Annotated in this window: 22 protein-coding genes and 1 tRNA gene; 12 read left to right on the top strand and 11 right to left on the bottom strand. The window is 64.8% G+C overall.

Annotated elements, in window-relative coordinates:
- Positions 1-43 precede the first annotated feature (43 nt).
- Both ACVIHF_RS17080 and ACVIHF_RS17075 read left to right on the top strand, forming a co-directional pair.
- Positions 44-637: a MerR family transcriptional regulator gene (locus ACVIHF_RS17080; RefSeq protein ID WP_456792349.1), complete on the top strand. Its 594-nt coding sequence runs from the start codon at positions 44-46 to the stop codon at positions 635-637.
- Positions 638-761: 124 nt separating this feature from the next.
- Positions 762-839, top strand: a tRNA-Pro gene (locus ACVIHF_RS17075).
- 837 nt (positions 840-1,676) lie between these two features.
- Here the strand turns inward: ACVIHF_RS17075 and ACVIHF_RS17070 are convergent.
- Entirely contained in the window at positions 1,677-2,189 is a 513-nt protein-coding gene (locus tag ACVIHF_RS17070; RefSeq protein ID WP_456792348.1) for a MarR family winged helix-turn-helix transcriptional regulator, read from the bottom strand.
- Between the two features lie 455 nt (positions 2,190-2,644).
- On the opposite strand from ACVIHF_RS17070, the gene ACVIHF_RS17065 reads away from it, so the two are divergent.
- The 4 genes from ACVIHF_RS17065 (at position 2,645) to ACVIHF_RS17050 (ending at position 6,276) form a co-directional block, all read left to right on the top strand.
- Positions 2,645-4,177: a porin gene (locus ACVIHF_RS17065; protein WP_057020678.1), complete on the top strand. Its 1,533-nt coding sequence runs from the start codon at positions 2,645-2,647 to the stop codon at positions 4,175-4,177.
- 407 nt (positions 4,178-4,584) lie between these two features.
- Positions 4,585-4,764, top strand: a complete 180-nt coding sequence (locus ACVIHF_RS17060; RefSeq protein ID WP_050999539.1) for a hypothetical protein — start codon at positions 4,585-4,587, stop codon at positions 4,762-4,764.
- A 24-nt stretch (positions 4,765-4,788) separates the two neighbouring features.
- On the top strand, positions 4,789-5,127 hold the full coding sequence (locus tag ACVIHF_RS17055; RefSeq protein ID WP_456792347.1) for a hypothetical protein: 339 nt from the start codon (positions 4,789-4,791) through the stop codon (positions 5,125-5,127).
- A gap of 186 nt (positions 5,128-5,313) precedes the next feature.
- Complete coding sequence (locus ACVIHF_RS17050; RefSeq protein WP_456792346.1) at positions 5,314-6,276, top strand: SDR family oxidoreductase; 963 nt, start codon at positions 5,314-5,316, stop codon at positions 6,274-6,276.
- A 42-nt stretch (positions 6,277-6,318) separates the two neighbouring features.
- Here ACVIHF_RS17050 and ACVIHF_RS17045 read toward each other — a convergent pair whose 3' ends face one another.
- The 4 genes from ACVIHF_RS17045 to ACVIHF_RS17030 all read right to left on the bottom strand — a co-directional run bounded on the left by ACVIHF_RS17045 (position 6,319) and on the right by ACVIHF_RS17030 (position 10,232).
- A complete protein-coding gene (locus ACVIHF_RS17045) occupies positions 6,319-6,786 on the bottom strand; it encodes a GcrA family cell cycle regulator (RefSeq protein WP_076825272.1) in 468 nt (155 codons plus the stop codon).
- 107 nt (positions 6,787-6,893) lie between these two features.
- Positions 6,894-7,094: a hypothetical protein gene (locus ACVIHF_RS17040; protein ID WP_016844973.1), complete on the bottom strand. Its 201-nt coding sequence runs from the start codon at positions 7,092-7,094 to the stop codon at positions 6,894-6,896.
- Between the two features lie 174 nt (positions 7,095-7,268).
- Positions 7,269-9,095 (bottom strand): AMP-binding protein, encoded by a 1,827-nt coding sequence (locus ACVIHF_RS17035; RefSeq protein ID WP_456792345.1) that lies wholly within the window; start codon positions 9,093-9,095, stop codon positions 7,269-7,271.
- A gap of 195 nt (positions 9,096-9,290) precedes the next feature.
- Complete coding sequence (locus ACVIHF_RS17030; RefSeq protein ID WP_456792344.1) at positions 9,291-10,232, bottom strand: acetamidase/formamidase family protein; 942 nt, start codon at positions 10,230-10,232, stop codon at positions 9,291-9,293.
- Between the two features lie 66 nt (positions 10,233-10,298).
- Here ACVIHF_RS17030 and ACVIHF_RS17025 point away from each other — a divergent pair, with 66 nt between their 5' ends.
- The 3 genes from ACVIHF_RS17025 (at position 10,299) to ACVIHF_RS17015 (ending at position 13,204) form a co-directional block, all read left to right on the top strand.
- Positions 10,299-11,093, top strand: a complete 795-nt coding sequence (locus tag ACVIHF_RS17025) for a YdcF family protein (protein WP_456792343.1) — start codon at positions 10,299-10,301, stop codon at positions 11,091-11,093.
- A gap of 86 nt (positions 11,094-11,179) precedes the next feature.
- A complete protein-coding gene (locus tag ACVIHF_RS17020) occupies positions 11,180-11,962 on the top strand; it encodes a DUF169 domain-containing protein (RefSeq protein ID WP_092077950.1) in 783 nt (260 codons plus the stop codon).
- 66 nt (positions 11,963-12,028) lie between these two features.
- Positions 12,029-13,204, top strand: a complete 1,176-nt coding sequence (locus ACVIHF_RS17015) for a saccharopine dehydrogenase family protein (protein ID WP_456792342.1) — start codon at positions 12,029-12,031, stop codon at positions 13,202-13,204.
- 179 nt (positions 13,205-13,383) lie between these two features.
- Here the strand turns inward: ACVIHF_RS17015 and ACVIHF_RS17010 are convergent, their stop codons facing one another.
- Positions 13,384-14,583 (bottom strand): FAD-dependent oxidoreductase, encoded by a 1,200-nt coding sequence (locus tag ACVIHF_RS17010; protein WP_253608417.1) that lies wholly within the window; start codon positions 14,581-14,583, stop codon positions 13,384-13,386.
- A 123-nt stretch (positions 14,584-14,706) separates the two neighbouring features.
- Here ACVIHF_RS17010 and ACVIHF_RS17005 point away from each other — a divergent pair, with 123 nt between their 5' ends.
- Positions 14,707-15,201, top strand: coding sequence for a MarR family transcriptional regulator (locus ACVIHF_RS17005; protein ID WP_141341084.1), 495 nt, complete (start codon positions 14,707-14,709; stop codon positions 15,199-15,201).
- Here ACVIHF_RS17005 and ACVIHF_RS17000 read toward each other — a convergent pair.
- From ACVIHF_RS17000 to ACVIHF_RS16985, 4 genes are all read right to left on the bottom strand, one after another.
- Positions 15,173-16,441 carry an O-antigen ligase family protein gene (locus ACVIHF_RS17000; RefSeq protein WP_229190305.1) on the bottom strand — a complete coding sequence of 423 codons (1,269 nt, stop codon included), beginning with the start codon at positions 16,439-16,441 and terminating at the stop codon, positions 15,173-15,175. The two genes, ACVIHF_RS17005 and ACVIHF_RS17000, sit on opposite strands and share 29 nt — an antisense overlap.
- A 146-nt stretch (positions 16,442-16,587) precedes the next feature.
- Entirely contained in the window at positions 16,588-18,132 is a 1,545-nt protein-coding gene (locus tag ACVIHF_RS16995) for an undecaprenyl-phosphate glucose phosphotransferase (protein ID WP_456792341.1), read from the bottom strand.
- 115 nt (positions 18,133-18,247) lie between these two features.
- Positions 18,248-19,387 carry a glycosyltransferase family 4 protein gene (locus ACVIHF_RS16990; RefSeq protein WP_168855926.1) on the bottom strand — a complete coding sequence of 380 codons (1,140 nt, stop codon included), beginning with the start codon at positions 19,385-19,387 and terminating at the stop codon, positions 18,248-18,250.
- 3 nt (positions 19,388-19,390) lie between these two features.
- On the bottom strand, positions 19,391-20,002 hold the full coding sequence (locus ACVIHF_RS16985; protein WP_456792340.1) for a polysaccharide biosynthesis/export family protein: 612 nt from the start codon (positions 20,000-20,002) through the stop codon (positions 19,391-19,393).
- A 175-nt stretch (positions 20,003-20,177) separates the two neighbouring features.
- Between ACVIHF_RS16985 and ACVIHF_RS16980 the strand changes: the two genes are divergently transcribed.
- Positions 20,178-22,520 carry a GumC family protein gene (locus ACVIHF_RS16980; RefSeq protein ID WP_456792339.1) on the top strand — a complete coding sequence of 781 codons (2,343 nt, stop codon included), beginning with the start codon at positions 20,178-20,180 and terminating at the stop codon, positions 22,518-22,520.
- Between the two features lie 9 nt (positions 22,521-22,529).
- Here ACVIHF_RS16980 and ACVIHF_RS16975 read toward each other — a convergent pair whose 3' ends face one another.
- Positions 22,530-23,510: a tripartite tricarboxylate transporter substrate-binding protein gene (locus ACVIHF_RS16975; protein WP_456792338.1), complete on the bottom strand. Its 981-nt coding sequence runs from the start codon at positions 23,508-23,510 to the stop codon at positions 22,530-22,532.
- Positions 23,511-23,649: 139 nt separating this feature from the next.
- Between ACVIHF_RS16975 and ACVIHF_RS16970 the strand changes: the two genes are divergently transcribed.
- Positions 23,650-24,609 carry a LysR family transcriptional regulator gene (locus ACVIHF_RS16970; RefSeq protein ID WP_310881929.1) on the top strand — a complete coding sequence of 320 codons (960 nt, stop codon included), beginning with the start codon at positions 23,650-23,652 and terminating at the stop codon, positions 24,607-24,609.
- Positions 24,610-24,645 lie beyond the last annotated feature (36 nt).

The raw sequence follows: 24,645 nt of genomic DNA, 5'->3' as shown, positions 1-24,645 counted from the left end.
GGAACGGAAAGGCTCCAGGCATTGAGCTCAAAGGAGCGGGCATTTGGACAAGGCGCCGGATGCGTTCCGTACCATCAGCGAGGTCGCTGATGAACTCGATATTCCCCAGCATGTGCTGAGATTCTGGGAAACGCGCTTCGCGCAGATCAAGCCGATGAAGCGCAGCGGCGGACGCCGCTATTATCGCCCCGACGACGTCGACCTGCTCAAGGGCATCCGCCGGCTGCTGTACGGCGAGGGCTACACCATCCGCGGTGTGCAGCGGATCCTGAAGGAGCACGGCATCAAATCGGTGCAGGGCATCGCCGACCAGACCGCGGCGGTCTCGTTCGGCGCGGTCGAGGAAGCCGTCGGCAACAGCATGGCCGAGCCCGACGACCTCGAGAGCAGCGACGGCCTCGATTTCGACGGCGAGGAGGGTGATGGCGACGAGAAGGGGATCGACTACCGATTCGTCGATCCCGACGAGGATCCGATCCTGTCGACCTACAAGGCGCATGCCCAGCCGGGCAAGGCGCCCGCGGCGCCGCCGGTTCGTCCCGCCGTTCCGTCAGTCGATCGGGAGCGGCTCGAACGCGTGCTGCAGGAGCTGGTCGCCTGCCGGCAGATGATCGACGCGGCGATGAAGGACAGCTGAGGCAAGGAAGCCTGCCAAGGAAACCTGCCAAGGAAACCTGCCAAGGGAACCGGCCTCGGAATACAGTCTTTGAGAGCCTGCCCCGCCTTGCGCGAACGCAGGATCGCAGCTAATGGAACGGCATCGGAGCGTGGCGCAGCCCGGTTAGCGCACTAGTCTGGGAGACTAGGGGTCGGAGGTTCAAATCCTCTCGCTCCGACCATTTTTCTCAAAATTCGTTCGGTGTGGTTTGAAGCGGGCGCGCATCGCTCGCCGTCGGCTTGCGATTGGTTGCCAATGCTGTTCGCCAGTCGCGGAAAGCTGTGCGCGGAAGCCAACACGCTGTCGTTAATATCGAGCAAACGCTCGTTGAAGAGGCCGCACCAAGCCGATCGCATCGGCGGCTGTCGTTGTCGATGAACAATCGTTCATGGAACGCCACTGATTTCAGGCGGTTAGTTGCGGGGCGCATTTTGGAGGACAAAATGAAGCACGCAATCATCGTCCTTTCCGCGGCATGCCTGATGGCTTCCACCCCGGTTGCTTTTGCACAGGGCGTTTCGAGCAAATCACCTGGACACGAGATGCAAAAGAAGGGCTCGAAGAAAGGCAGTCACGGCGCTTCGGGCTATGCACCCGGGCACGAGATGCAGGCACGAGGATCGAAAGCCGGGAGCCCAGGGGCCTCTGGCTACGCCCCTGGTCAGACGACGGGGTCGGGCAGCGGGATGACCGGAGGCAGCTCGACCAGGTCCAGATAGTTACGCTGTAAGTTTTTCGGGGCCCCGGCCGTCAGCGCCGGGGCTCCTTTTCCATGGCCCGTTCACGGATCGACCGCGGCTTGGCCCGTTTCATGCTTTCCATTGAGGGCAAAATGGGGGGGCAACGTGATTGCTGAACACTTCCTGGTCTGGGCTGCACTGCTGAGCGTTGTCGCCTTCCTGGCGTTCCAGTCGCCGGGGCGCGGACACCGATAAGTCTCCGCATCGTACGCTTCGCAAGGTGAGCGGCGCGACCGTGCCGGTTGCCAGTCGTCCCGTCCGCTGCAGAGCCGGTCGCCTCAGGCCTCGGCCTCCATCGCAACAATCAGGCAGGCCTTTTCCAGGCGGTTGGTGAGCATCGAAAGCTTGGCCGTGAACTCGGCCAGCTCAGCCTCGTTGAACTCCTCGAACACGGTTTTCTTGAACGCCTTGTGCTGTTCGGCGAGGCCCGCGAGGTGTTTTTTGGTCTTGTCGGTCAGCGACAGCCGGACCACGCGCGCATCGGCCGGGGAGGGTGCGCGCCGCAGCAGTTCCTTCTGTTCGAGCAGCTTGGATTGCGTGGTCACGAACGACGGATCGACGTGCAGCAGTTTCGACACCACGTTGATCGGCACGCCGTCATCCTTGTCGAGATCCGAGATCGCGATGAGAATCATCCATTGCGGACCGCTGACGCCAAGCGACTTGCCCCAGAACTGACGGACGCGCTCCAGATGCGAGTTGATGGCCGAAATCTCGAGCGTGAACCGCTTGATGATGTCGAGATGTTCGATGGCGCGCTGGCGCGTCGAATCCTTCCTTGTCACTGACACAGCTTCCTCTTCCCTCGGGCGCCGACTCAGCTTTGTGCTGATTTATTTCTTGTTTTCTGCGCTGCAGTAGGTTTTTTCCCGCAAGCCGCCAACGAACGCAAGTGAACGTAAAGTAATTATGATGGTCGTGTGACGGTTGGACTATTTGGGGTGTGACAAGTTTTCTCAGGTCGGCAAAGGGCTTACAGGCAGCGTTGCCGGCGAGACACAGTGTGGCCGCATTCGCATTCCTGACTTTATAAACTATTTTGATTGGCGAACTCGCCAATGCATATTGAACCCGGCGGTAGGGGAATCTCGATCGTCCCGTTGCGGTGATCGTTCAAGTCCGTCGCACACCACAGATTTGATCTGAGGGTGCGGGGTTTGGGGAAAACGGTCTTGGACAATGCGGGAGGATCACGGGGCGCTCGCGGCCTCGGACTCTCCGCATATGAGCAACTTGGAGGTTTAATATGAATTTGAAGAGCCTTATCCTGGGCTCGACGGCTGCGCTGGTCGCGGTCGGCGGGGCACAGGCGGCCGATCTTCCCGTCAAGGCCAAAGCGGTCGAGTACGTGAAGGTTTGCTCGCTTTACGGTCCGGGCTTCTACTACATCCCCGGCACCGACACCTGCATCAAGCTGGGCGGCTATGTGCGTGCTGACGTCGTGGTGAACGGCAACAGCGTGTACGGCGCGAACTACAACGGCGCCAGCGGTGCCAACAACCGTTTCACGAACGGCTACACCTGGCGTTCGCGTGAAGACTTCAACATCGATACGCGCACCGCGACCGAATACGGCGTGGTCCGCACCTATTTCGATGCGGTGTTCACCTGGACCTCCGACACCTATGCCGGCCAGGGCAACGGCTCGACCGTGTACTCGGCGATCGGCTCGTCTTCCGCGCCGAACAACGCCGGTTCGGGCAACGTGGCTGCCGGTACGGTCGGCGTCTACTACGCCTTCATCCAGTTCGCCGGCTTCACGATGGGTAAGGCGGTTTCGCAGTTCGCTGCCCCCTGGAACGGTTATCCGGGCAACAACTACGACGCACTCGTCGGTGGCGTGAACACCACCAACGGCATCAACCAGTTCACCTACACCGCGCAGTTCGGCAACGGCGTGTCGCTGGCTCTGTCGGCGCAGGACCAGGTTGCCTACATGCAGGCTGGCGTGAACAACCTCGGCGTCGGTGGTGCTTACGGCTCCAGCGACTACGCCGGCACGATCGCTCCGGACTTCGTCGCTTCGCTCAAGGTCGACCAGGCTTGGGGTATCTTCCAGGCGTCGGTCGCCGCGCATGACAACCACGCTGCCTACTACGGCGGCACCGAGTTGACCGGTCATCCCGACGACAAGTGGGGTTGGGCTGGTGCGTTGGCCCTGTCGATCAAGAACATCCCGACCGGACCCGGCGACACCATCAACATCCAGGGCGTCTACACCGACGGTGCGACCCGTTACAACATCCAGGAACTGGCCAGCCAGGCCGGCGCGATCGCCATCTTCGGCGGTTCGAGCCTGCCGGGCGTCTATGGCAGCGTTGGCTTCGGTACGGCACCCGACACGGTGTTCGGCCCCGGCGGTCAGCAGCAGTCCATCAAGACCTGGGGTATGCGCGGTGCGTACACCCACAACTGGGATCCCTATTGGAACACCAGCTTGTACGGTGCGTTCGCCGCTGTTTCGTACAACGATGCGGCTAAGTCGCTCATCTGCGGCGTTGGTGGCGTCGGTGGTTCGTTCCGTGCCGCATTCGCTGGCGGCGCTGGCGTGACCGCCTGCAACCCCGACTACAACATCGCGCAGATCGGCGTGATCACCCGTTGGACCCCGGTCAAGAACCTGACCTTCTCGGCCGACGTGACCTACTCGCACCTCGATCAGAAGTATGCCGGTATCATCACGACGTCGTCGACTGCTATCGGCAAGCCGACCGCGACCTACGAGCTGAAGGATCAGGACACTGTCCAGATGCTCTTCCGCGCTCAGCGCAACTGGTAATTCCGGTTGATCTGATCACGATCCAACAGAACCCCGGCAGGCAACTGCCGGGGTTTTTCTTTGCGAAAGATTCTAAGGAGAGCTGAGCTGCGTCATTTCGGTCCACGCGAACGACGAAGACGAGCCATGCGATTCATTAGCCGCAGACTTATTTACTTACCTGATCTACTAAACTATATACGCCACGGCCAACACATTGAATGATGGCTCTTAGCTAGCTGCTAAGCCTCCCAAACCTCCGGCAATGCCCTGCCGGAGGTTTTTGATTCAAGGCCCAGCCGGCGGCGACGATGGTGGCGCGGGTTGCCGTCGCCTTGCCGATTCGATGCCGTCAAGATTTGACGGAATCGATCCGCAGTGCATTCTCGCCATTCATGGGACGCTTCAAGAACAGCCGCCTGGCGCGCATGAGCAGCGGCCACTATTGCCTGATCCGGGATCTCGGGCTGGTGAAGGGCGGCAAGGGATTGCGGCACCATGAGGTAATCATCGATTTCTCCTGGCGCGGCCTGCTCAAGCTGGCCCTGAGCGCGGGTGCCGGCGTCCTGCGGCGGCGCGCGTCCGTGCGCATCGAGACAGCCGAATAGCACGGGGCCGCGTCATGACGCGGCTTGGCCTGCGGCCAGGATGCGCGCGATCATCGCGTGAGTCTCACGCTTCGTGAACAAGCATTCGAATTCGAGCGACGTGATCGCAGCATTGTCAGAGCTTCGCCCATAACGATCGCACGCTGTGCCACGCCGCGCGCTGCGCTGTGCGCCGATTGCGATCAACGTAGTTCATCTGTGCAGGTGCTGTCGCGCTGCTTCGCTGGTGTTACCTCGGCGGCAGCGGCCGCGGTGGAAATTCCGGCCGCGATCGCCATCAGCGTTGTCGCGACCAATCTGTTCAGGATGTGCACGATCATCGTCTCCAATTGTCGATGTCGGATTGTTCGCAACGCGGAATGATTTCGTTACGCGGCCACCGTCTCAACCTGCTGCAGGCGGCTCACTTGCGCGTGAGAAGGAGCCGTTGCTGGGCGACAATTCGGTGATGTAAGGTGCCTCAGCCAAGCGGTTGGGGCTGCGATCCGCGCTCCGGCCGAAACAAAGAAGAACAGGGCAAGAAAAAATGAGGGAAGGAACGGATCTCACATGAAGGATTTCGCCGGAAAGATTGCCGTCATCACCGGTGGCGGCACGGGCATGGGGCGCGAGCTGGCACGGCAGCTCGTTGCCGAGGGCTGCAACGTCGCGATGTGCGACGTCTCGGCCGAGGCGATGGCCGAGACCAAGCGGCTCTGCGAGGTCGAGAAGCTGCCGCAGGGCCTGCGCATCACGACGCACGTTGCCGACATCTCGATCGAGGATCACTACAAGCGCTTCCGCGACGAGCTGATCGAGCAGCAGGCGACCGACAAGATCCACCTGCTGTTCAACAACGCCGGAATCGGTGGCGGCGGCAGCCTGTTCTCCAACACGCGCGAGCAGTGGGAGCGCACCTTCAACATCTGCTGGGGCGGCGTCTATCTCGGCGTCCGCACCTTCCTGCCGCTGTTGGTGAAGGCCGACGAGGCGCACATCGTCAACACCTCGAGCGTCAACGGCTTCTGGGCCTCGGTCGGCATGGGCGTATCGCACACCGCCTACAGCGCCGCGAAATTTGCCGTGAAGGGGTTCACCGAGGCGATGATCAATGATCTCCGCCTCAACGCGCCGCATGTGAAGTGCTCGGTCGTGATGCCCGGCCACATCGGCACCTCGATCGTGTCGAACTCGCGCAAGGTGCAGAACGGCTCCGACCAGCTCAATGCCGACGAGCTCAAGCAGGCCCGTCAGCGTCTGCAGGGGCAGGGCATCGACGTCGCCAAGATGTCGGACGCCGATATCCAGCAGCTCGCGCTCGACCGTGCCCGCATCTTCCACGATGAAGCGCCGACCTCGGCGGCGGCCGCCGCCAAGGTCATCCTCGACGGTGTGAAGGCCGAACGCTGGCGCATCCTGGTCGGCGACGATGCGCATCTGCTCGACGAGCGCGTGCGCAAGACGCCGGAACAGGCCTACACGCCGGAGTTTTATCAGGACCTCGTGGCAGCAACCGGGTGGAAGGTCGGCTGAACGGCCGTCCCGCATCGCGTGCGGGACGGCTTCACTCAAGCGCTATCCGCGCATCGCGCGTTGGCGCGATCCCGCTTGATAGGCGAGGCGGTAATGCCCTGAGCAATAGGGCATGCCGCCGAGCGGTGTGTTGCCGCAGAAGCAGAAATCATCGGCGCCCGGGGTGCTGATCGGCCAGCGGCAGCGCTGCTCGCTCAGCTCGAACAGCGAGCAGCTGTTGGCGCTGACGATCGGGGCGTCGTCGGGCTCCTGCTCGTAGACCGCCTGGAGCAACCGGAGCTGCTGCTTGGCAGTCGCCCGTTGCGCGGCGTGGGCGGCGGATTTCTTGCGCCGCGCCCGACGTTCGTCCGGCGTCGTGCGTGTGAGGTTCAGCCGCGACAGCTTGCCGATCACCGCATTGCGGCTGACGCCGATATTGACGGCGATGTCGCGGCAGGAGAGGCCGGCTTCAAAGTAGATCTTGAGTTGGTCGACGCGCTCCGGCGTCCAGGTCTCTTGGATGGCAATCATCTGACGGTTCCACGTTCTGTGTTGAACCGCCGCGCCGGCACACGCGCCCTTAGTTCTTGAGCATGATCTTTTCGGAAAACCGGTTTCCACTTTTCCGGATCATGCTCTCAGGGCGTGCGGCCGTTGTCGCGGATTGCAAGCAACCCGTCCTTGATGGCGAGCCGAATGCCTTCCTCGATCAATGTCCGTGCGACGCCCGGGACGCTCGTGCCGTGGGTGCCCTGTCTCACCAGCTTCTCGAGGTATCCGATGGTCGAGAGCGCCAGCGTGACCGGGACGCGGTCGGTTTCGGCCTTTTCCGTAGCCATGGTGAAACGCTTAACCCCGAACGCCTGTACTGAAAAGTATCTATTTAGAGTCTATTTAGGAATAAGGCGGTTCGTCAAGCCGTGGGCGGCAAGAAACAGCCAGCCGCGCCCAAGCGCGCTGGAAGCGAGTTCCAGCGCGCGGGTGTCATCGAATTATTGAGATAGATGAAGGTGTTAGGGCCGTAACTCGACCTTGACCGGGAACTTCTTGAGAAGCCGCTCAGCCTTCTCGGCCTTGTCCGGAGGCGCGCTCACGCTCAGGTACAGTCCGCGCGACGGGTCGGTGATCGCGTCGACAGTGACCTCGCCGGACAATCCTTCCAGCGCCAGCAACTCGCGCGCGGCCTCGCCGGCGGCGATCTCGCGCAGCTTCGGCTTGAAGATCTTGCCGACCGGAGTCACCGGCATCTCCGGAATCACCGACACCACGCGCGGGCGCGCCGGCGGCTCTAGGATGTTGTCCTGCACGAAGGCGGCGAGCGCGTTCGGATCGATATGGGTGCCGGGCTGCGCCGAGACGAACAGCATCGGCACTTCGCCGGCGTAGGTGTCGGGACGTCCGACGGCCGCGGCAAGCGCCACGCCCGGAAACGCCAGCGCGGCGTCCTCGATCGCGCGCGGATCGATGTTGTGGCCGCCGCGGATGATGACATCCTTGGCGCGGCCCATGATGTAGACGAAGCCGTCAGCATCGATCCGGCAGATGTCGCCGGTGCGCAGCCAGCCGTCGCGGAACGCCTCCTCGGTCTGCTTCTTGTCGACATAGCCGGCGAACACCTGCGGGCCCCTGGTCAGCAGTTCGCCGACCGGCGAAGGCCACGGTCCCGTGTGGAGCTTGCCGCCGTCGAGGATCGCGAGTTCGACCAGCGGATTGCGGGTGCCGACGCTCTCGGCGCGCGGCTTCACACCGTGCACATCGTGAGTGATGGCACCGGCGAGCTCGGTCATGCCGTAGAGCTGCTGGATGCAGGGGCCGCCCCAGGTCGCAAGATAACGCCGCTCGATCTCCGGCGGGCAGATCGAGGCGCCGGTGGCAGTGACGCGCAGGGTCGAGATGTCGCTGTCCGCGACCGGGATATCGGCGAGGGCGCCGAGTATCGTCGGCACGTTGCCGGCGATGTTGATGCGGTACTTCTCGATGATCTGCCAGAAGTGCCGGACCAGCGCCGGATCGCGCGCGCCGGCGGGGCCGGGGATGACCATCGTCGTGCCGGCCGCCAGGGAATTGGCGGTGGTGCAGAACAGGCCGCCGACATGGAACAGCGGCATCGTGATCATCGCGCGCTCGCCGCGATGGAAATCGAGCGCCATCCGCGAGGATACGGTGGAGGCGACCATCGCGCGGTTGGTGAGCCGCGCCACCTTGGGATGGCCGGTAGTGCCGCCGGTCGGGAGCATCACGGCGACGCGGTCGGCCTCGCTCATGTCCTTGGACTTGCCGTAGTCGTCGCGCCAAGCGGGATCAGGCCGCAGCACCTCACCGTCGAAGGCGATGCTGCCGTCGAGCGGCACGATCACAATGTGCTTCAGGGAAGGCACCTCGCGCTGCAGGCCCTCGACCCTCTCATAGAGCCCGCCTGGCATGCCCGGCGGCGGCGCCAGCAACAGCTTCGCGTGGATCGCATTGAGCTGGGCGACGATCGCTTCGCGCGTGAACAGCAAATTGAGCGGCTCGGCGACGCCGCAGGCGGCTGCGCCGAAGATCGCGACGACGGTCGCGGGGCACGCCGGGAGCAGGACAGCCACCGCGTCGTCCTTGCCGATGCCGTGCTTACGGAAATAGGTTTCAGCGGCCTTGATGCAGCCCATCAAGTGATCGTTCGAGATCACGACCGGGTTGGGATCGAGCGGCGAGCGCAGATAGATCGCGGCTTCAGCGTCCGGCGCGCCCTGCGGGCCGCGGGCAATGAGGTCGAGGATGCGCGGGCATGCCGCGAGCGTCTCCTGCATTTCCCTGTCGCGCGCAGCCTCGTCGGCCGGCGAAAGCCTGTCCTTCAGCATATCCGTCCCCGTCCATTCTTGTTCGTTGGGACGGGGATTGTATCGAGCCGTGCTCGCGGAACACAAGTGCGGCCATAGCACTCAGTCATTCCGGGGCGGCTCGCCGAGCCGAACCTCAGGTGCGCGAATTGCGCACCGGGGAGTCTCGAGATTCCGGATTCGATGCTGCGCATCGCTCCGGAATGAAGTGCGTGGTTACCCGTGGACCACCGATTTGGCGATCATGCAGTGGATGCCCTTGGAGCCGTTGACCGTCTGCGTCACGCGCAGGTCGGCGGCCAGGCTGCACAGCGTGTAGGCGTCCTCGCGCGACAGATTGCGCTTCTCGCCGAGCAGCACGATCATGTCGCGCAGCGCCCGCACCACGCACTGGTCGAGATCGGGATCCATCGCCATGGTCATGTAATGATCCGCGGTCTCTGCGCGCGGATAGGCGAGCTTGATATCCTTGCGCAATGTGAGGCGGAAGCGGCCGGTCAGCGCGGTCTCGATCGCGGTGACGCAGACCTCGCCGTCGCCCTGCACGCCATGGCCGTCGCCGCAGGAGAACAGCGCGCCCGGAACGAACACCGGCAGATAGAGCTTGGCGCCGGCGCCGAGCTCCTTGTTGTCGAGATTGCCGCCCATCGCGCGCGGGATCAGCGAGGAGATCCGGCCCCAGGCCGGCGGCGGCGACACGCCCATCACGCCGAAGAACGGCTTGAGCGGCAGATCGAGCCCCCAGGGCATACGGCCGACCATGCGCCCGCGATCGAGCGGGATGTTGAGGACGCGTGTTTCGTGGAAATCGTCGGGCAGGGTGCCGGACAATGGCTTGATCAGATTGTAACCCCAGTCCTGTCGCAGCTGAACGTCGAGAATATCGACCTCGAGCACGTCGCCGGGGTCGGCGCCGGCAACCGCGATCGGGCCGGTCAGAATGTGTCCGGGTACCATCCGCTCGCACTTCGCATGGATCTCGTCGAGCTCTGGCGGAACGAAGAATTTGCCGCGGTCGGGCACCACGTCCGGGCCGCCGCTGACAGTCTCGATCGTGATCTCGTCGCCGCTCGCGACGGTCAGAACCGGTTTCAGCTTGGCTTCAAAGAAGCCCCAATGGCAGGTTTCAGGGCTCGACTTCAGATGATGATAGGTCATGTGACGGCTTTTGATTGGTTTCCCAGCAGCGTATGACGCTGTAGCAGAACTTCGCAGGGGCTTCTCTTGTTTTTTGTGCTCTCCAAGACGCTCGGCATCATGCTGTTGCCGATCAACTTCCTGATCGGTATCGGCGTGATCGGCACCGTGCTGCTGTTGACGCGGTTTGCGCGCCTCGGCCGCAGGTTGATGGTGGCCGCGCTGCTGCTGCTCGCGATCTGCGGCTTCTCGCCGCTCGGCAATGTCCTGATCTCCACATTGGAGCAGCGCTTCCCGCCATGGGATGCCTCGCGCGGCGCGCCGGACGGCATCATCGTGCTCGGCGGCTCGATCGATGCCGATCTGTCGGTTGCACATGGCACGCCGGTGGTGCGCAGCGCCGCCGATCGCGTCATCGCGGCGGCGGCGCTCGCGCGCAGATATCCGAATGCGCGCCTTGTGTTCACCGGCGGCAGCGCGAACCTGATCTCGAACGATGCGCGCGAAGCCGACTATGCCGCCGAGATGTTCGAGGGGCTCGGCATTGCCAGGTCGCGATTGATCATCGAGCGCCGCTCGCGCAACACGGTGGAGAACGCCGAATTCTCCAGGGCGCTGGTCGATCCCAAGCCGGGCGAGCGTTGGCTGCTCGTCACCTCGGCCTACCATATGCCGCGCTCGGTCGGGCTGTTCCGCAAGGCGGGATTCAATGTCGAGGCCTATCCGGTCGATTGGCGCGTCGGCGATGTCTTCAGCTTCGCGACGCTTGCGATCGACGGCCTGTCGCGCACTGATCTCGGCGTGCGGGAGTGGATCGGGCTTTTGGCCTATCATCTGGCCGGCAAGACCGACGATTTGTTGCCGGGACCGGCTGCACGTTGAGGCGTAGGCACTTGTCGCCTCCAACGGCCAATCCTAACATCAAATCAACAGGCGGCGCCAAGCCGCCGATCACGGGAGTTTTCGCCATGCAACAGCAGACACCGCCGGAACAGTTCGACCTCGGCGCAATCGTCACCGATCTGAACAATCTGCTGCGGCTGAAGACCACGGTGATCGGCATCAAGATGTTCGCGCGCGCCGAGGAGATGGAGGCGATCCCGAAGATTCGCCGTCCGTCGGCGGTCCACACCACGGACCAGATCGTCAGCATGGCCTCGCGGCTCGGCTGGACCGTCGGCATCACCGGCGACGATCTGGTCGGCGCGCAATGCCGCGCCGTGATCGGGCTCGCGCCGCAGGATGAGAAATGGCTTGCCGGCGAGAATTATGTCGGCGTCTGGCACGGCACCGCCGAAGACGCGCGCAAGCGCCAGGAGGCGCTCGACGTGGTGCCTTACGGCCAGTACCAGGCGATGGCGGTGAGCCCGCTGACCAGCGGACGGCTCAACCCGCCCGACATCTGCCTCGTCTATGCGACGCCGGGACAGATGATCATCCTGATCAACGGGCTGCAGTACACCGGCTACAAGAAGTTCGAATGGGGCGTGGTCGGCGAGACCGCCTGCGCGGATTCGTGGGGGCGGGCGCTGAAGACCGGCGAGCCGAGCCTGTCGCTGCCGTGCTTCGCCGAGCGCCGCTATGGCGGCGTGCCGGACGAGGAGATGCTGATGGCACTGCCGCCGGCCTATCTGGTGAAGGCGATCGCCGGCATGAAGCAGCTCGCCAAGAACGGTTTGCGCTACCCGATCGCGCCCTACGGCATCCAGGCCGACGTGCGCGCCGGCATGGGCGTCTCGTACAAGAAATAGCCGATTGCGTCGCCGCGCCCGCGATGACAAAAGGGCGCCCAGTTCGCTGCGCAGGGAGCCTGATCCATGTCCTCGTCGAAACTCGACATCGTCGTCTACGGTGCGACCGGCTTCACCGGCCAGCTCGTCGTCGAATATCTCGCGGCGCATTATCGCGTCGGCAGCCTGAAATGGGCGATGGCCGGGCGCAGCAAGGACAAGCTCGCCTCGGTACGCGACGCGATCGGCGCGCCCGCCGACACGCCGCTGATCGTCGCCGATGCCGGCGATGCCGCCTCGCTGAAGGCGATGCTGGCGCAAACCAGGTCTGTCATCTCGACGGTCGGACCGTATCAGCTCTATGGCAACGAGCTGATCGCGGCCTGCGTGGAAAGCGGCACCGACTATTTCGATCTCTGCGGCGAGCCGATCTGGATGCGGCAGATGATCGACAAATACGAAGCCGCCGCGAAGGCCAGCGGCGCGCGCATCGTGTTCTCCTGCGGTTTCGACTCGGTGCCGTTCGAACTGGGCGCGTTCTTCGTGCAGGAGGAAGCGAGGCGCGTGTTCGGCGCGCCGGCGCCGCGCATCAAGGGCCGCGTGCGCGACATGCGCGGCACGCTGTCCGGCGGCACCGCGGCGAGCGCCAAGGCGACCTTCGATGCGGTCGCCAAGGACCTCAGCCTGGTTGCGATCCTCAACAACCCTTTCGCGCTGACGCCGGGCTTCGAGGGTCCGAAGCAGCCGCGCGGCAGCAAGCCGGCCTATGAGGAGGATTTGCACTCCTGGACCGCGCCGTTCATGATGGCGCTGATCAACACGCGCAACGTGCACCGCTCCAACATGCTGATGGGCTTTCCCTACGGACGGGACTTCGTCTACGACGAGATGGTCCTGACCGGCCCGGGCGAGAAGGGCGAGGCCAACGCCAAGAAGGTGATGGCGTTGAATTCCGAGAAGACCGGCCCAAGCGCGCCGAAGCCGGGCGAGGGGCCGTCAAAGGAGGAGCGCGAGAACGGCCGCTACGATCTGCTTTATCTCGCGGTCGCGCCTGACGGCCGCATGGTCCGCGCCGGCATCAAGGGCGATCGCGATCCCGGCTACGGCTCGACCTCGAAGATGATCTCGGAATGCGCGATCTGCCTGCTGCGCGATACGCCCGACGTCGCCGCCGGCTTCTGGACGCCGGGAGCCGCGATGCAGCACAAGCTCATCAGGCGCCTGGTCGATCACGCCGGGCTGACTTTCGAGGTCGAGAAGTAGCTTCGCTTACCTCGCCCCGCTTGCGGGGAGAGGTCGGATCGCTTCGTCAGATGCGATCCGGGTGAGGGGGTACAGGTCCGTCCGATTGCATTGCTGGTGGAAAGAGCCCCTCACCCCAACCCTCTAAGAGCGAGCTTCGCTCGTCTCGACCCCGTGAAGGACGGGGAGAGGGAGAGGCGCTACGCCGCCGCCCGCGGATCATACGCGTACATGAAGTCCATGCCCTTGGACGACACCGGCAGCAGCAGCTTCAGCATGTGATCGCGGAGCCAGGCGCCGGTCGGGCTGAACTCACGCTTGCTGTTGCCGTTGCGGCGGGCGATCGCCACGATCTTCTCGGCGCGCGGGCGCCGCTCGTGCTCGAAAGCCTGGAACGTCATGCCGAGCTCCTGGCCGCCGCGCATCAGGATGCCGAGCCGCAGCGCGTCCTCCAGCGCCAGCGATGCGCCTTGGCCGGCATGCGGGCTCGTCGCGTGCGCGGCGTCGCCGATCAATAGCGTGCGCTTGCGCGACCAGGTCGGCAGCGTCGCGACGTCGAGCGTGTCGGTCACCACGATATTCTGGGCGGCTTCGATGATCTCGGGGATCGGCGCGTGCCAGCCGGCGTGGAAATCGCGCAGATGCTGCCTGATTGCGTCCTGGCTCCGCAGGCGGTAGGCCGCCGCGGTCATGCCGTGCGACGGCTGCGTGCTCCACCACATCGCGCCCGTGTCCGGATCGGGGCTGCACATCCCATAGCCGAAGAAGCCGCTCTGCCCGAACGTGGTCGCCACCCTCTGGCCGATCGGCAGCTTCTCGATCACCGCGCGGGGCACGAATCCGCCGAAGCCGATCAGCCCGGTGTCGAACGGCGTTGGGCCGTCAGGGATCACGTGGCGCCGCACCGCAGAGTGCACGCCGTCGGCACCGATCACGAAATCGCCCTCGGCGGTGGTGCCGTCGTTGAAATAGGCGATCACGGGCTGGTCGCCGCGGTCTTCGATCTTTACAAGTTTCTTCTCGAAGAACACCGAGACGTTGGAGGCCCAGGCCTTGTCGATCAGCGTCTCGTTCAACGTCGCGCGGCACATGTTCACCGCGGGCTGGCCGAAGCGCTGCTGCATGTTCTGGTTGAGCGAGCCGAGCTTCTTGCCGCCCTGCGAATAGAAGTCGAAGGACTCCGCGATCGAGCCGTTGCGGATCAGTTCGTCGGCGAGGCCGAGCTCGGCCAGCACATGCATGCCGTTCGGCGCGATCTGAAGCCCGCCGCCGACCCCGGTGGAGTAGGGCCAGGCTTCATAGAGCTCGGTCTCGATGCCGGCGCGGGTCAGGAACATCGCGGTGACAGGACCTGCGATGCCGGCGCCGATGATCAGAGCTTTACGGGGACGTGAGGTCATGCCTTGCTCCATGCATCCGTGTGGGATAGGAAAGGTCAGTTGCTAATTATCTTAGTATCTAAGATATTAGGCGAGTAAGATATAGGGGCCGATTTGTCAAGCACGACGTCGCGCGAAACGCTGATGCAGGAACTCGAGGAGGCGATGCGCCGGTCATCCGCGCAGGGCGTGATGTACGGCCAAGCCGTTGCAAACATGGCCGGAATCTCCAATTCCGACATGGAATGCATGGACATCCTGCATCTGGAGGGGCGGGTAACCGCGGGGCGTCTCGCCGAGGTCACCGGGCTGACCACCGGCGCGATCACCGGCGTGGTCGATCGTCTGGAGAAAGCGGGTTACGTGCGCCGCGAGCGGGACGAGAGCGACCGCCGCAAGGTCTTCATCTCGGTGGTGGAGGAAAAAGCGGCGGAGATCGGCAAGTTCTACGTGCCGATGCAGGAGGCGATGCTCAAGCTGTGGAGCAGCTACACCGACGACGAGCTGCGCTTGCTGCTGCGTTTCGCCAATGACGGCTACAAGGGCGTGCTGGAAGCGACCGGAGCATTGAAGGCGGTGATCGACATGCCGCCGGAGCAGCGCGCCAGCCTCAAGATGCCGCCGAAGACTCGTCGATGATCAGTGCCGACGTCGCGCGGTAGCGCTCGGCCGCCGCATACATGCCCCACATCGTGCCGAGCATCATCCAGAAGTGCCGCCAGTGGTCGGTATCGATGATGAAGCTCTCGCCGACAAAGCCGAGGAACGCCGAGAAGACCGCTAGATAGCCGCGCTGCCACGGCACCCGCATGTAGATGTAGCGGAAGCCGATGATCGCGGTGACGAACACCAGCGCCGGATAGCAAATCCCCGAGATCCAACCGCCCGACATGAAGGCGTTGAGATAGGAATTGTGGGTGTCCTCGGGGAAGTAGGTGTGGAATTGCAGCGGTCCGATGCCGAACGGCAGCTCCAGCGCCATCTGGGCGCCGAGGATGTGGCGGCCGAACCGGCCGAAGCGGCCTTCGTCATAGCTCTGGTCGAAGCTCGCGCGCTGCTTGAACATGTCGGCGACCGAGCCGATCGAGAGCAGCACCGCGATCAGCGCCACGGCCAGGATCGCGGCGATCAAGGTCATCACGATGATGCGCGAGCGCTGCGCCTGCGAGCGGCTTGTGAACACCATCAGCGCCAGCATGAAGGCCGCGGTGATGACGAGGCCGCCCCAGGCGGCGCGCGAGAACGACAGCAGGATCGCAAGCGAAATGATGCCGAAGGCGATGGCGTTGCGGAACGCCTTGCCGAAGCGGTCGGAGACCACGCTCTGCAGCGTGAACAGCGCCGGCAGGATCAGGAAGGCGCCGAGCACGTTCGGGTCCTTGAAGGTTCCGCGGGCGCGGTCATACAGCGTCAGCAGGTCGTAGCCGCCGGGCACCAGACGGAAGTAGCCGGCGATGCCGGCGAGCGAAGCGATCATCGCGCCGACGATCAGGCCGCGGCGCAGCATGTCGAGGCGGGCTTCGGTATCCTCCGACATCACCATCGCGAAGAAGATGACGGTGATGGCCATGTACCAGGAGGTCAGGATCCAGTTCACCACCTCCGGCTTGTCGAGGAACGGCACCGCACCGATGCTGTAGCCGACATTGAGCACGATCAATGTGAACAGCAGCGGCATGAACACGAGCCGCATGCGCAGGCCCGTGGCGAAGAACAGCACGCAGGCAGTCAGCGTGACGAGCTCATACGGGCTCGGCTCGATGAACACGATGGCGCCGGACGCGCCGGCCAGCCACACCAGCGCCCGCTGCAGCGCCAGCACGCCCGTTGGTGCTGATGTCAGCGAATGGGTCGTCCCGGCTGTCGCCGCATAGGCCATCGGATACTCACGCAACGCAACGGACACAGAACCTGACACCCGTTATTGCGAGGAGCGTCAGCGACGACGCAATCCACCTATCCCCTAGCGGCAGCGTGGATTGCTTCGCTGCGCTCGCAATGACGTGCGGTTTGAACCCGCCTCGATCAGTACGCGTTCTCGCTTTTCGTCAGCAGCGAGAACGGGGTCTTGAGCAGGATGTAGAGGTCGAACAGCACCGACCAGTTCTCGATGTAATAGAGGTCGTATTCGACGCGCTTCTGGATCTTCTCGTCAGTGTCGACCTCGCCGCGCCAGCCGTTGATCTGCGCCCAGCCGGTGATGCCGGGCTTGACGCGGTGGCGGGCGAAGTAGCCGTCGACCGCCTCGTCGAACAGGCGGTTCTCCAGCTTGCTCTGCACGGCGTGCGGGCGCGGGCCGACCAGCGAGAGATTGCCCTTCAGCACAACGTTGAACAGTTGCGGCAATTCGTCGAGCGAGGTCTTGCGGATGAAGCGGCCGACGCGGGTGACGCGCGGATCGTTCTTGGTCACCACCTTGGAGGCGGTGGGGTCGGCCTGATGGTGGTAGAGCGAGCGGAATTTGTAGACGTCGATCCGCTCATTGTTGAAGCCGAAGCGCTTCTGGCGGAACAGCACCGGGCCGGGGCTGTCGAGTTTCACCGCGAGCGCCACCAATCCCAACACTGGCAGCGCCGCAAGCAAGGCCAGACCGCCGACCACGCGGTCGAACAGCCATTTCAGCACCAGATCCCAGTCGGTGATCGGCGCCTCGAACATATCGAGCGTCGGCACCTTGCCGATATAGGAATAGGAACGGGGGTGGAAGCGCAGCTTGTTGGTATGGGCCGACAGGCGGATGTCGACCGGCAGCACCCACAGCTTCTTCAGCATTTCCAGGATGCGGGTCTCCGCCGAGATCGGCAGCGCGAACAGCACGAGGTCGACGCGGGTGCGGCGGGCGAATTCGACGATGTCATCGATCTTGCCGAGTTTCGGTGCGCCGGCGCAGGTGTTGGTGGCGCGATCGTCATTGCGGTCGTCGAACACGCCGAGCAGATGGATGTCGGAATCATCCTCGGCGTTCAGCGCCTCGATCAGCTGCTCGCCATTGTGGTCTGCTCCGACGATGATGGTGCGGCGGTCGAGCCGGCCGTCATGCGCCCACGCGCGCACCATCGATCGCAGCAGCAGCCGTTCGGCGATCAGCACCGCAAGGCCGACGCAGAAGAACGACGACAGCCAGACCCGCGAGACCTCGCCACCGAGCTTGACCAGGAAGGAGATGCCGATGAACAGCAGGAACACGACGGCCCATGACGAGATCATGCGCGTCATCTGGCGAAGCTGGCCGCGGAAGATCTGCACCTGGTAGATATCGGCGGCCTGGAAGCAGACCACGGCGGCAGCCGACATGCCGAGGATCGATGCGATATATCCCCAGTGAATGCTGCCGCCGGCGAGCGGCCTGACATAGGCGAGATAAAGCCCGACGCCGACCAGGCTGAGCAGCGCGAAGTCGGTGAGGCGAACCACGCCGGCGATCACGACCGGCGAGTAGGCGCCGCGAACCTTCTGGTTGGTAACGGCGAGCGCGGCCGGCGAGAGGCGCCGGCGCCGTTCGATCTGCGGCTGAGCGGCCGTCGCAGACGCAGCGGCATCCAGCATCGAGCGTGCGTTAAACGGTTCCACGAGTCCACGTCCATTCCTGCGCATGCAGATGGGCATCCGCGCGCAGCACGAAAATTCCCCCGGGCGTGACTTAAGGGGACAAATCGGAAGAAACGGTTACGTGTGCAAGAAGTGGTTAACGTTTGGCAAATGCGTCGCGATAGCCGGCCAGTACCCCCTCGACCATCGCGCTTTGCGAGAAATGTTCCGAAATCCGCTCGCGCAGTCTCTCGGCGCGCGCCGCGGTCGCGGCGGGATCGTCGAGCGCGGCCTTGATCGCGTCGGCCATCGCTCCGGCATTGCTCGGCGCGAACAGGGCGTCGGTGTGGGTATCGAAGATCTCCGGGATGCCGCCGACATCGGCTGCGATCATCGGAACGCCCGCCGCGCCCGCCTCGATCACCACATAGGGCATCGAATCGCCGCGCGAGGGCACCACGAGCAGGCTGCCCTTCGAGAAGCCGTAGCGCGCCTTGACGTGACCGATGAAGCGGACTGCCTCACCGAGCGACAGCCGCGTCACCTGCTCCTTGAGGCGCTCGAATTCCTCGCCGTCACCGCCGAGCGTCAACGTCACCGGCTTGCCCTCGGCGCGCAGCTTCGCTACCGCGTCGATCAGGAGATCGGCGCCCTTGATGCGCCGGAACTCGCCGACATAGGCCACGTCGGTGGCATCGTCGGCGCCGGGGACCGGTTCGAATTCCTCCGCGGTGACGCCGTTGAACACGCAGCGCACGAGGCCTGCCGGCTTGCCGACGGTGCGCTGATAGGTGTCGCGGGCAAACGCGCTCTCGAACAGGAACAGGTCGGTGCTGTTCATCAGGGTGCGCTCGAGCTGGCTGTAGAAGCGGCCCTTCCAGGTGTCGAGCGGGTAGTGCAGCGAGCCGCCATGCGGCGTGTAGACCCGGATCACCTTGCTCGACCGCCGCCGCAGCCGGACATAGGCGCCGGCCTTGGCGCCATGCCCGTGGACGACATCGGGTTTCAGCTTGCGGATCAGGCCGGCGATGTGGGCCCAGACCATGAAATCGGCGAAGCGCGGCTCGCGGCGTATTGCCACGCGGTGGACGCCGAGCTTGAGCCGCGGCTCGATCTCGGCAAGCGCCGCGTCGGCCCGCGCGCCGCCGGTCAAACTGTCGGCGACGATGCCGACATGATGGCCGCGTTCGATCTGGCCGTTGGCGACGTCGAGGATGTGACGAATGATGCCGCCGACCGGGGCACGCACCACGTGCAGGATGCGGAGGGGCGGTTGCTGATTTTGATCCTGCGCCATCGATCAGAACCAGCGCTCGCCGACGAACACGGTGTCGCCGGGGCCGATCGGCGTGCCCAGGGGAGCGACGAAGCGGCCGGCGCCGGATGCATTGGTGTGGGTGACGGTAACCTCGTCGCGCCTGGCGCGCGGCGAGAAGCCGCCGGCGATCGCGACCGCGCTTTCGACCGTCATGTTGGGCACATAGGGATATTGGCCGGGGGCCTGGACTTCGCCGAGGATGAAGAACGGCCGGTAGGCCTCGATCTCGACTGCGACCGACGGCTCGCGGATGAAGCCGTTGCGCAGCCGCGCGGTGATCTCGGCGGCAAGCCCGGCGGGCGTCCGGCCGCGCGCCGGCACCGAGCCGATCAGCGGCATGGTGATCGCGCCGGCGGCGTCGATCGCATAGGCGTTGGTCAGCCCTTCCTGGCCATAGACCACAACGCGGAGCTTGTCGCCGGGGCCGAGATTATAGCCCTCGCGCGTCGGTGCGGGATCGGCATAGGCCACGGGCGCAGCATACGCCATCGGTTCGAGACCGGGGTCACCGGCAAGCGGCGACGTTCGGCCCATGCAGCCCGACAGCGCGAGCGCAGCGACCAGATAAATAAGGGGAGCGCGCAGATCGCGCATGCAAGGAATCCCGCGACAATATCGGCTCCGATTAACGGCACCCATGGTTAACAAAGAATGACGGGGCGGGTGGTGGCGGCCATGCCCGTCAACCCCACCGATTAACCCAGCGGCAACCTTAATGGACTGTAATCGCCCCATTGAGATGGAGTCGCGGTGTCCGCGGGGGTTCGTTATGCGTTTTGCATTCTGGCGTAGAGGCAAGGATAAGGCCGTCGTGCAACGGGCGTTGCCGAAGTCTGCGCCCGTCGCCGACGAAGCTGTCGTGAAGCCGGCTGCGCCCAAGCCTGCTCCTGACAAGCCTGCGCCCGACAAGCCGGCGCGCCCGGCGGAGGCGGCCGATCTCGACCTGCACGTGCTCGGCCGCGCGCTGGCGCGCAAGCGCGGCTGGATCATCGTGCCGACGGTGCTGGTGTTCGCGTTGTCGCTTGCCGCGGTCAACGTCGTGACGCCGCGCTACAAGTCGGAAGCGCGAATTCTGATCGACAATCGCGAGAACGCCTTCCTGCGTCCGAACGGCGAGCGCGACCTGGAGCGCACCTCGCTCGACGCCGAGGCGGTGACGAGTCAGGTGCAGCTGTTGCTGTCGCGCGATCTCGCGCGCGACATCATCAAGAAGAACAAGCTGGCCGAGCGTCCGGAGTTCGATCCGGTGCTGCGGGGCTTTTCGCCGTTGAAGTCGCTGCTGGCGCTGTTCGGCATCGGCCGTGATCCGTTCAGCCTGACGCCGGAAGAGCGGGTGCTTGATTCCTATTACGAGCGCTTCCAGGCTTTTGCGGTCGACAAGTCGCGCGTCATGGTGATCGAGTTCCAGTCGGAAGATCCCGAGCTTGCGGCGCGCGTCGCCAACTCGATCGCGGACGGTTATCTCGTGTTGCAGCAGGCCGCGCGACAGGACCAGGCCAAATCCGCCAGCACATGGCTGCTTGGCGAGATCGACAAGCTGCGCACCAAGGTCGCGGAGGCGGATTCGCGCGTCGAGGAATTCCGCTCGAAGTCGAGCCTGTTCGTCGGCACCAACAACATCCCGCTGTCGAACCAGCAGATGGGTGAGCTGAACACGCAGCTCAACAATGCCCGCGCGCTGAAGGCGGATGCCGAGACCAAGGCGCGGCTGATCCGGGAGATGCTTCAGGGCGGCAAGCCGATCGAGGCGTCCGAGGTCCTCAATTCCGAGCTGATCCGCCGGCTCGCCGAACAGCGCGGCACGCTGCGCGCGCAGCTTGCCGAGCAGTCGTCGACGCTGCTCGACAACCATCCGCGCATCAAGGAATTGAAGGCGCAGATCGCCGATCTCGACCGGCAATTGCGCGAAGAAGCCGGCAAGGTTTCGCGCTCGCTGGACAATGACGCCCGCGTGGCCGATGGCCGAGTCATGGCGTTGCAGGCGAGCCTTGACCAGTCGAAGAGGCAGGCGTCGTCTAGCAATAGCCAGGACGTGCAACTGCGCGGGCTGGAGCGCGAAGCCAAAGCGCAGCGCGACCTGCTGGAGGCCTATCTCGCCAAGTACCGCGAGGCGACGGCGCGCGAGAACATCGAGGCCGCGCCGACCGACGGTCGCATCATCTCGCGCGCCTCGGTTTCGAATACGCCGGCCTATCCGAAGAAGCTGCCGATCGTGCTGATCGCGACGCTGGCGACGCTGCTGCTGTCGTCCGGCATCATCATCACCGGCGAGCTGCTGCGCGTCTCCGCGCCTGGTGCGGTTGGCCGCGCCTTCGCGCCGGCGGCTGCCGTGATCAGGCGCCGCGAGCCGGTCATGGATGCCGCAACCGTGGACCAGCCCGCGCCGGCGCTGTCGCCCGAACCCGCGCTCGCATCGCCGGTCGCGCGGAAGCCGGCGGTGGAGCCCGAACTGCCGCTGGAGCCTGCGGCTGCCTATGAACCTCCGCCGCAGCCTGATTCCGCCCAGACCGCCGACGAGATCGATGAGCTCGCCGAGCGCCTCGCCGCCGCCGGTCCCGCCGCCCACAAGGTCACCGTGCTCGGCCCGGCCGCGGCTGATAGCGTTACGTTGACCGCCCTGACGCTGGCGCGTCTGATGGCGCGCCAGGCCAAGGTTGTCGTCGTCGATCTCGTCGCGTCCTCGCCGGTGCTGACGTCGGCGACCGTCGATCCGGCGGCGCCCGGCCTTGCCGAGCTGATGCAGGGCGAGGCGACCTTCGCGCAGATCATCACCAAGGACCGGCAGTCGCGTGTGCAGATCGTCAGCGCCGGGCGTCCGGGCTTCGATCGCTCGCATCTGCAATCGCCGCGGCTCGCTCTTGCGATCGACGCGCTGCTCAGGGTCTACGACCACGTGCTGCTCGACGCCGGTTCGGCCATCGACCTGCCGGCCGAACTGCTGACCGCGAAGGCGCAGGCGGTCGTCGTGCCCGACGCTGCCATGGCGCAGGATGCCCGCCACTCGATGGTCGAGCAGCTCAAGGCGGTCGGCTTCGCTGAGGTGACGATGCTGAGCAAGCCGTGCGCGGCGTCGGAAGCGGTCGCGAGGGGCCCGCGGGTGGTGGCCGCCTGAGTGCCACCGTCAGCCCGTCGGGCTAAATCCGGTCGCCCGCACGATCCCTTTCCAGCGATCGGATTCGGCGGCGAGCAGTTGCGCAAAGTCATTCATCGCGATTGCGTCGACGTCGACCGACAGTTTGGCCATGCCGGATTTGACCTCGTCGGTGCGCAATGACGCCTGGATCGCGCCGTTGAGTTGCGCGACGATTGCCGCGGGCGTCTTTGCCGGCAGGAAGATGCCGAACCAGGTCACGTCCTGAAGCGCGGGGTAACCGGCTTCCGCCACCGTCGGCACATCGGGGAGAGATTTGAGACGGCTGGGACCGGTCGTCGCAAGAGCGCGAAGCTGTCCGGACTGGACCTGACCCAGCAGGCTGTCGATCGGCATCACCGCCGACGCGATCTCGCCCTTCAGGAGATCCTGGACCGCCCCTCTGCCTTGATAGGGCACGTGGAGATAGTCGAAGCCCGCGGTTCGGCCGAGCATCGCGCCGATGAAATGCAGCGTGGTGCCAACGCCCGGCGTGCCGTAGGTCGCCTGTGTCGGGTTGGCGCGGCACCAGGCGACGAAGTCGGCGAGGCTCCTGACATCGTTCGGGACTTTCGGGCCGACCGCCAGCAGCGTCGTGAATGAGCCGACGGTCGATACCGGCGTGAAGTCCTGCGGTGCGTATGCGAGCGACTTGTAGGTGTGTGGAAAAAGCGCGATGAAGCCAAGCGGCGCGAGCAGCATGACCGATCCATCGGCCTCGGCGTTCTTCACAGCCTCGATCGCAATCCGGCCGCTCGCGCCGGGCCGGGTCTCAACGACGATGGAGTCGGCATAGTCCTTCATCTGCCCGGCGATGAGCCTTGCGACGGCGTCCGGCAATCCGGGCGTGTAGCCGGTCAGAATATGGGCGGTCTTCAGGCGGGGCTGCGCGCCGACTGGCCGGACCAGGCCCGCGGCGGCGAGTGCGGCACCGGCCGCTGACGCGCTCAGGACGTGGCGACGGGTCAACATGCATGCCTCCATGGTCGTGGAGCCGCGCCGTCCGGGGCGCGACGATCTGCGTCATCGCACGCGGAGGATGCGTGAGGCGGGGATAAACGTCCAATGCTAGTGTCTGAGGCGTCCATAACCGTTTTGGTAAGAATCGCTGATGCAGGACATCGAGCGTGCCCGACGCCGGATCAAGCTGCGCGACCTGCACATCCTGCTCGTCATCGCGCAGCGCGGCAGCATGGCGAAGGCTGCCGCGGAGCTCGCGGTGTCGCAGCCGGCGATTTCGCGGGCGGTCAGCGACATGGAGCACGCGCTCGGCCTTCGGCTGTTCGATCGTTGCCGTAACGGCATCGAACTGACGGCCTATGGCCATGCTCTGGTGCGACGCGGGGTCTCGATCTTCGACGAGCTTACCCAGGGCTTGCAGGAGCTCGAGTTTCTGGCCGATCCGAGCATCGGAGAGCTGCGCATCGGCAGCACGGAGAGCATCGCAGCGGGCTTGCTGCCGGTGGCGATCGACCGCTTCACGCGGCAGCATCCCGGCATCCGCATCAATGTCGCGCAGACCGTTCTCAGCGATCTGCGCTACCGCGAACTGCGTGAGCGCAACATCGATCTGCTGCTTGGATGGACGCCGACGCCGTTTGACGAGACGGACCTGGCCGTCGAGCCCTTGCTCGATGATCGGCGCGTCGTGGTCGCGGGAAGGCGAAGCAAATGGGCGCGCGCATCCAGGCTCGAATTGGCCGACATCGCACACGAGCGCTGGGTGTTGCCTCCGCCGGACACCTTTCCGGGCGCCGCGGTGGCGGAGATGTTTCGCGAATTCGGAATGCAGACACCAAGCGCGCCGATCACGACGCTGTCGCTTCATTTGTGCTGCCGGCTCGCCGCGACCGGCCGCTTCATCACCGTGCTGCCGGGCTCGGTCGCGCGGTTTGCCGGCGGCGATCTCGGCCTGAAGGTTCTTCCGGTTCAGCTTCCGCGGGCGGCCGCCGTCTCGGCCGCGATCGTCACGTTGAAAGGCCGCACCTTGGGTCCGACCGCCGAGATCTTCATCGCCTGTATCCGCGAGGTCGCCAAGGCGGCCGCAAGCAAGGCGGCCGCTGGCAAGTGACGGGCATTACGAGCGCCGTTCCCTTCCGGTGCGGGC

The sequence above is a fragment of the Bradyrhizobium sp. USDA 4506 genome, assembly GCF_054058795.1.
The sequence above is the reverse complement of the archived record's forward strand: the minus strand, read 5'-3'. Positions and strand labels throughout refer to the sequence as shown.

What these genes read in the sequence shown, in the direction of transcription:
- ACVIHF_RS17065 (WP_057020678.1), top strand. Translation starts at nt 2,645, where the DNA reads ATGAATTTGAAGAGCCTTATCCTGGGCTCGACGGCTGCGCTGGTCGCG.
- ACVIHF_RS17060 (WP_050999539.1), top strand. Translation starts at nt 4,585, where the DNA reads ATGAGCAGCGGCCACTATTGCCTGATCCGGGATCTCGGGCTGGTGAAG.
- ACVIHF_RS17050 (WP_456792346.1), top strand. Translation starts at nt 5,314, where the DNA reads ATGAAGGATTTCGCCGGAAAGATTGCCGTCATCACCGGTGGCGGCACG.
- ACVIHF_RS17045 (WP_076825272.1), bottom strand. Translation starts at nt 6,786, where the DNA reads ATGATTGCCATCCAAGAGACCTGGACGCCGGAGCGCGTCGACCAACTC.
- ACVIHF_RS17040 (WP_016844973.1), bottom strand. Translation starts at nt 7,094, where the DNA reads ATGGCTACGGAAAAGGCCGAAACCGACCGCGTCCCGGTCACGCTGGCG.
- ACVIHF_RS17035 (WP_456792345.1), bottom strand. Translation starts at nt 9,095, where the DNA reads ATGCTGAAGGACAGGCTTTCGCCGGCCGACGAGGCTGCGCGCGACAGG.
- ACVIHF_RS17030 (WP_456792344.1), bottom strand. Translation starts at nt 10,232, where the DNA reads ATGACCTATCATCATCTGAAGTCGAGCCCTGAAACCTGCCATTGGGGC.
- ACVIHF_RS17020 (WP_092077950.1), top strand. Translation starts at nt 11,180, where the DNA reads ATGCAACAGCAGACACCGCCGGAACAGTTCGACCTCGGCGCAATCGTC.
- ACVIHF_RS17015 (WP_456792342.1), top strand. Translation starts at nt 12,029, where the DNA reads ATGTCCTCGTCGAAACTCGACATCGTCGTCTACGGTGCGACCGGCTTC.
- ACVIHF_RS17010 (WP_253608417.1), bottom strand. Translation starts at nt 14,583, where the DNA reads ATGACCTCACGTCCCCGTAAAGCTCTGATCATCGGCGCCGGCATCGCA.
- ACVIHF_RS17005 (WP_141341084.1), top strand. Translation starts at nt 14,707, where the DNA reads ATGCAGGAACTCGAGGAGGCGATGCGCCGGTCATCCGCGCAGGGCGTG.
- ACVIHF_RS17000 (WP_229190305.1), bottom strand. Translation starts at nt 16,441, where the DNA reads ATGGCCTATGCGGCGACAGCCGGGACGACCCATTCGCTGACATCAGCA.
- ACVIHF_RS16990 (WP_168855926.1), bottom strand. Translation starts at nt 19,387, where the DNA reads ATGGCGCAGGATCAAAATCAGCAACCGCCCCTCCGCATCCTGCACGTG.
- ACVIHF_RS16985 (WP_456792340.1), bottom strand. Translation starts at nt 20,002, where the DNA reads ATGCGCGATCTGCGCGCTCCCCTTATTTATCTGGTCGCTGCGCTCGCG.
- ACVIHF_RS16980 (WP_456792339.1), top strand. Translation starts at nt 20,178, where the DNA reads ATGCGTTTTGCATTCTGGCGTAGAGGCAAGGATAAGGCCGTCGTGCAA.
- ACVIHF_RS16975 (WP_456792338.1), bottom strand. Translation starts at nt 23,510, where the DNA reads ATGTTGACCCGTCGCCACGTCCTGAGCGCGTCAGCGGCCGGTGCCGCA.
- ACVIHF_RS16970 (WP_310881929.1), top strand. Translation starts at nt 23,650, where the DNA reads ATGCAGGACATCGAGCGTGCCCGACGCCGGATCAAGCTGCGCGACCTG.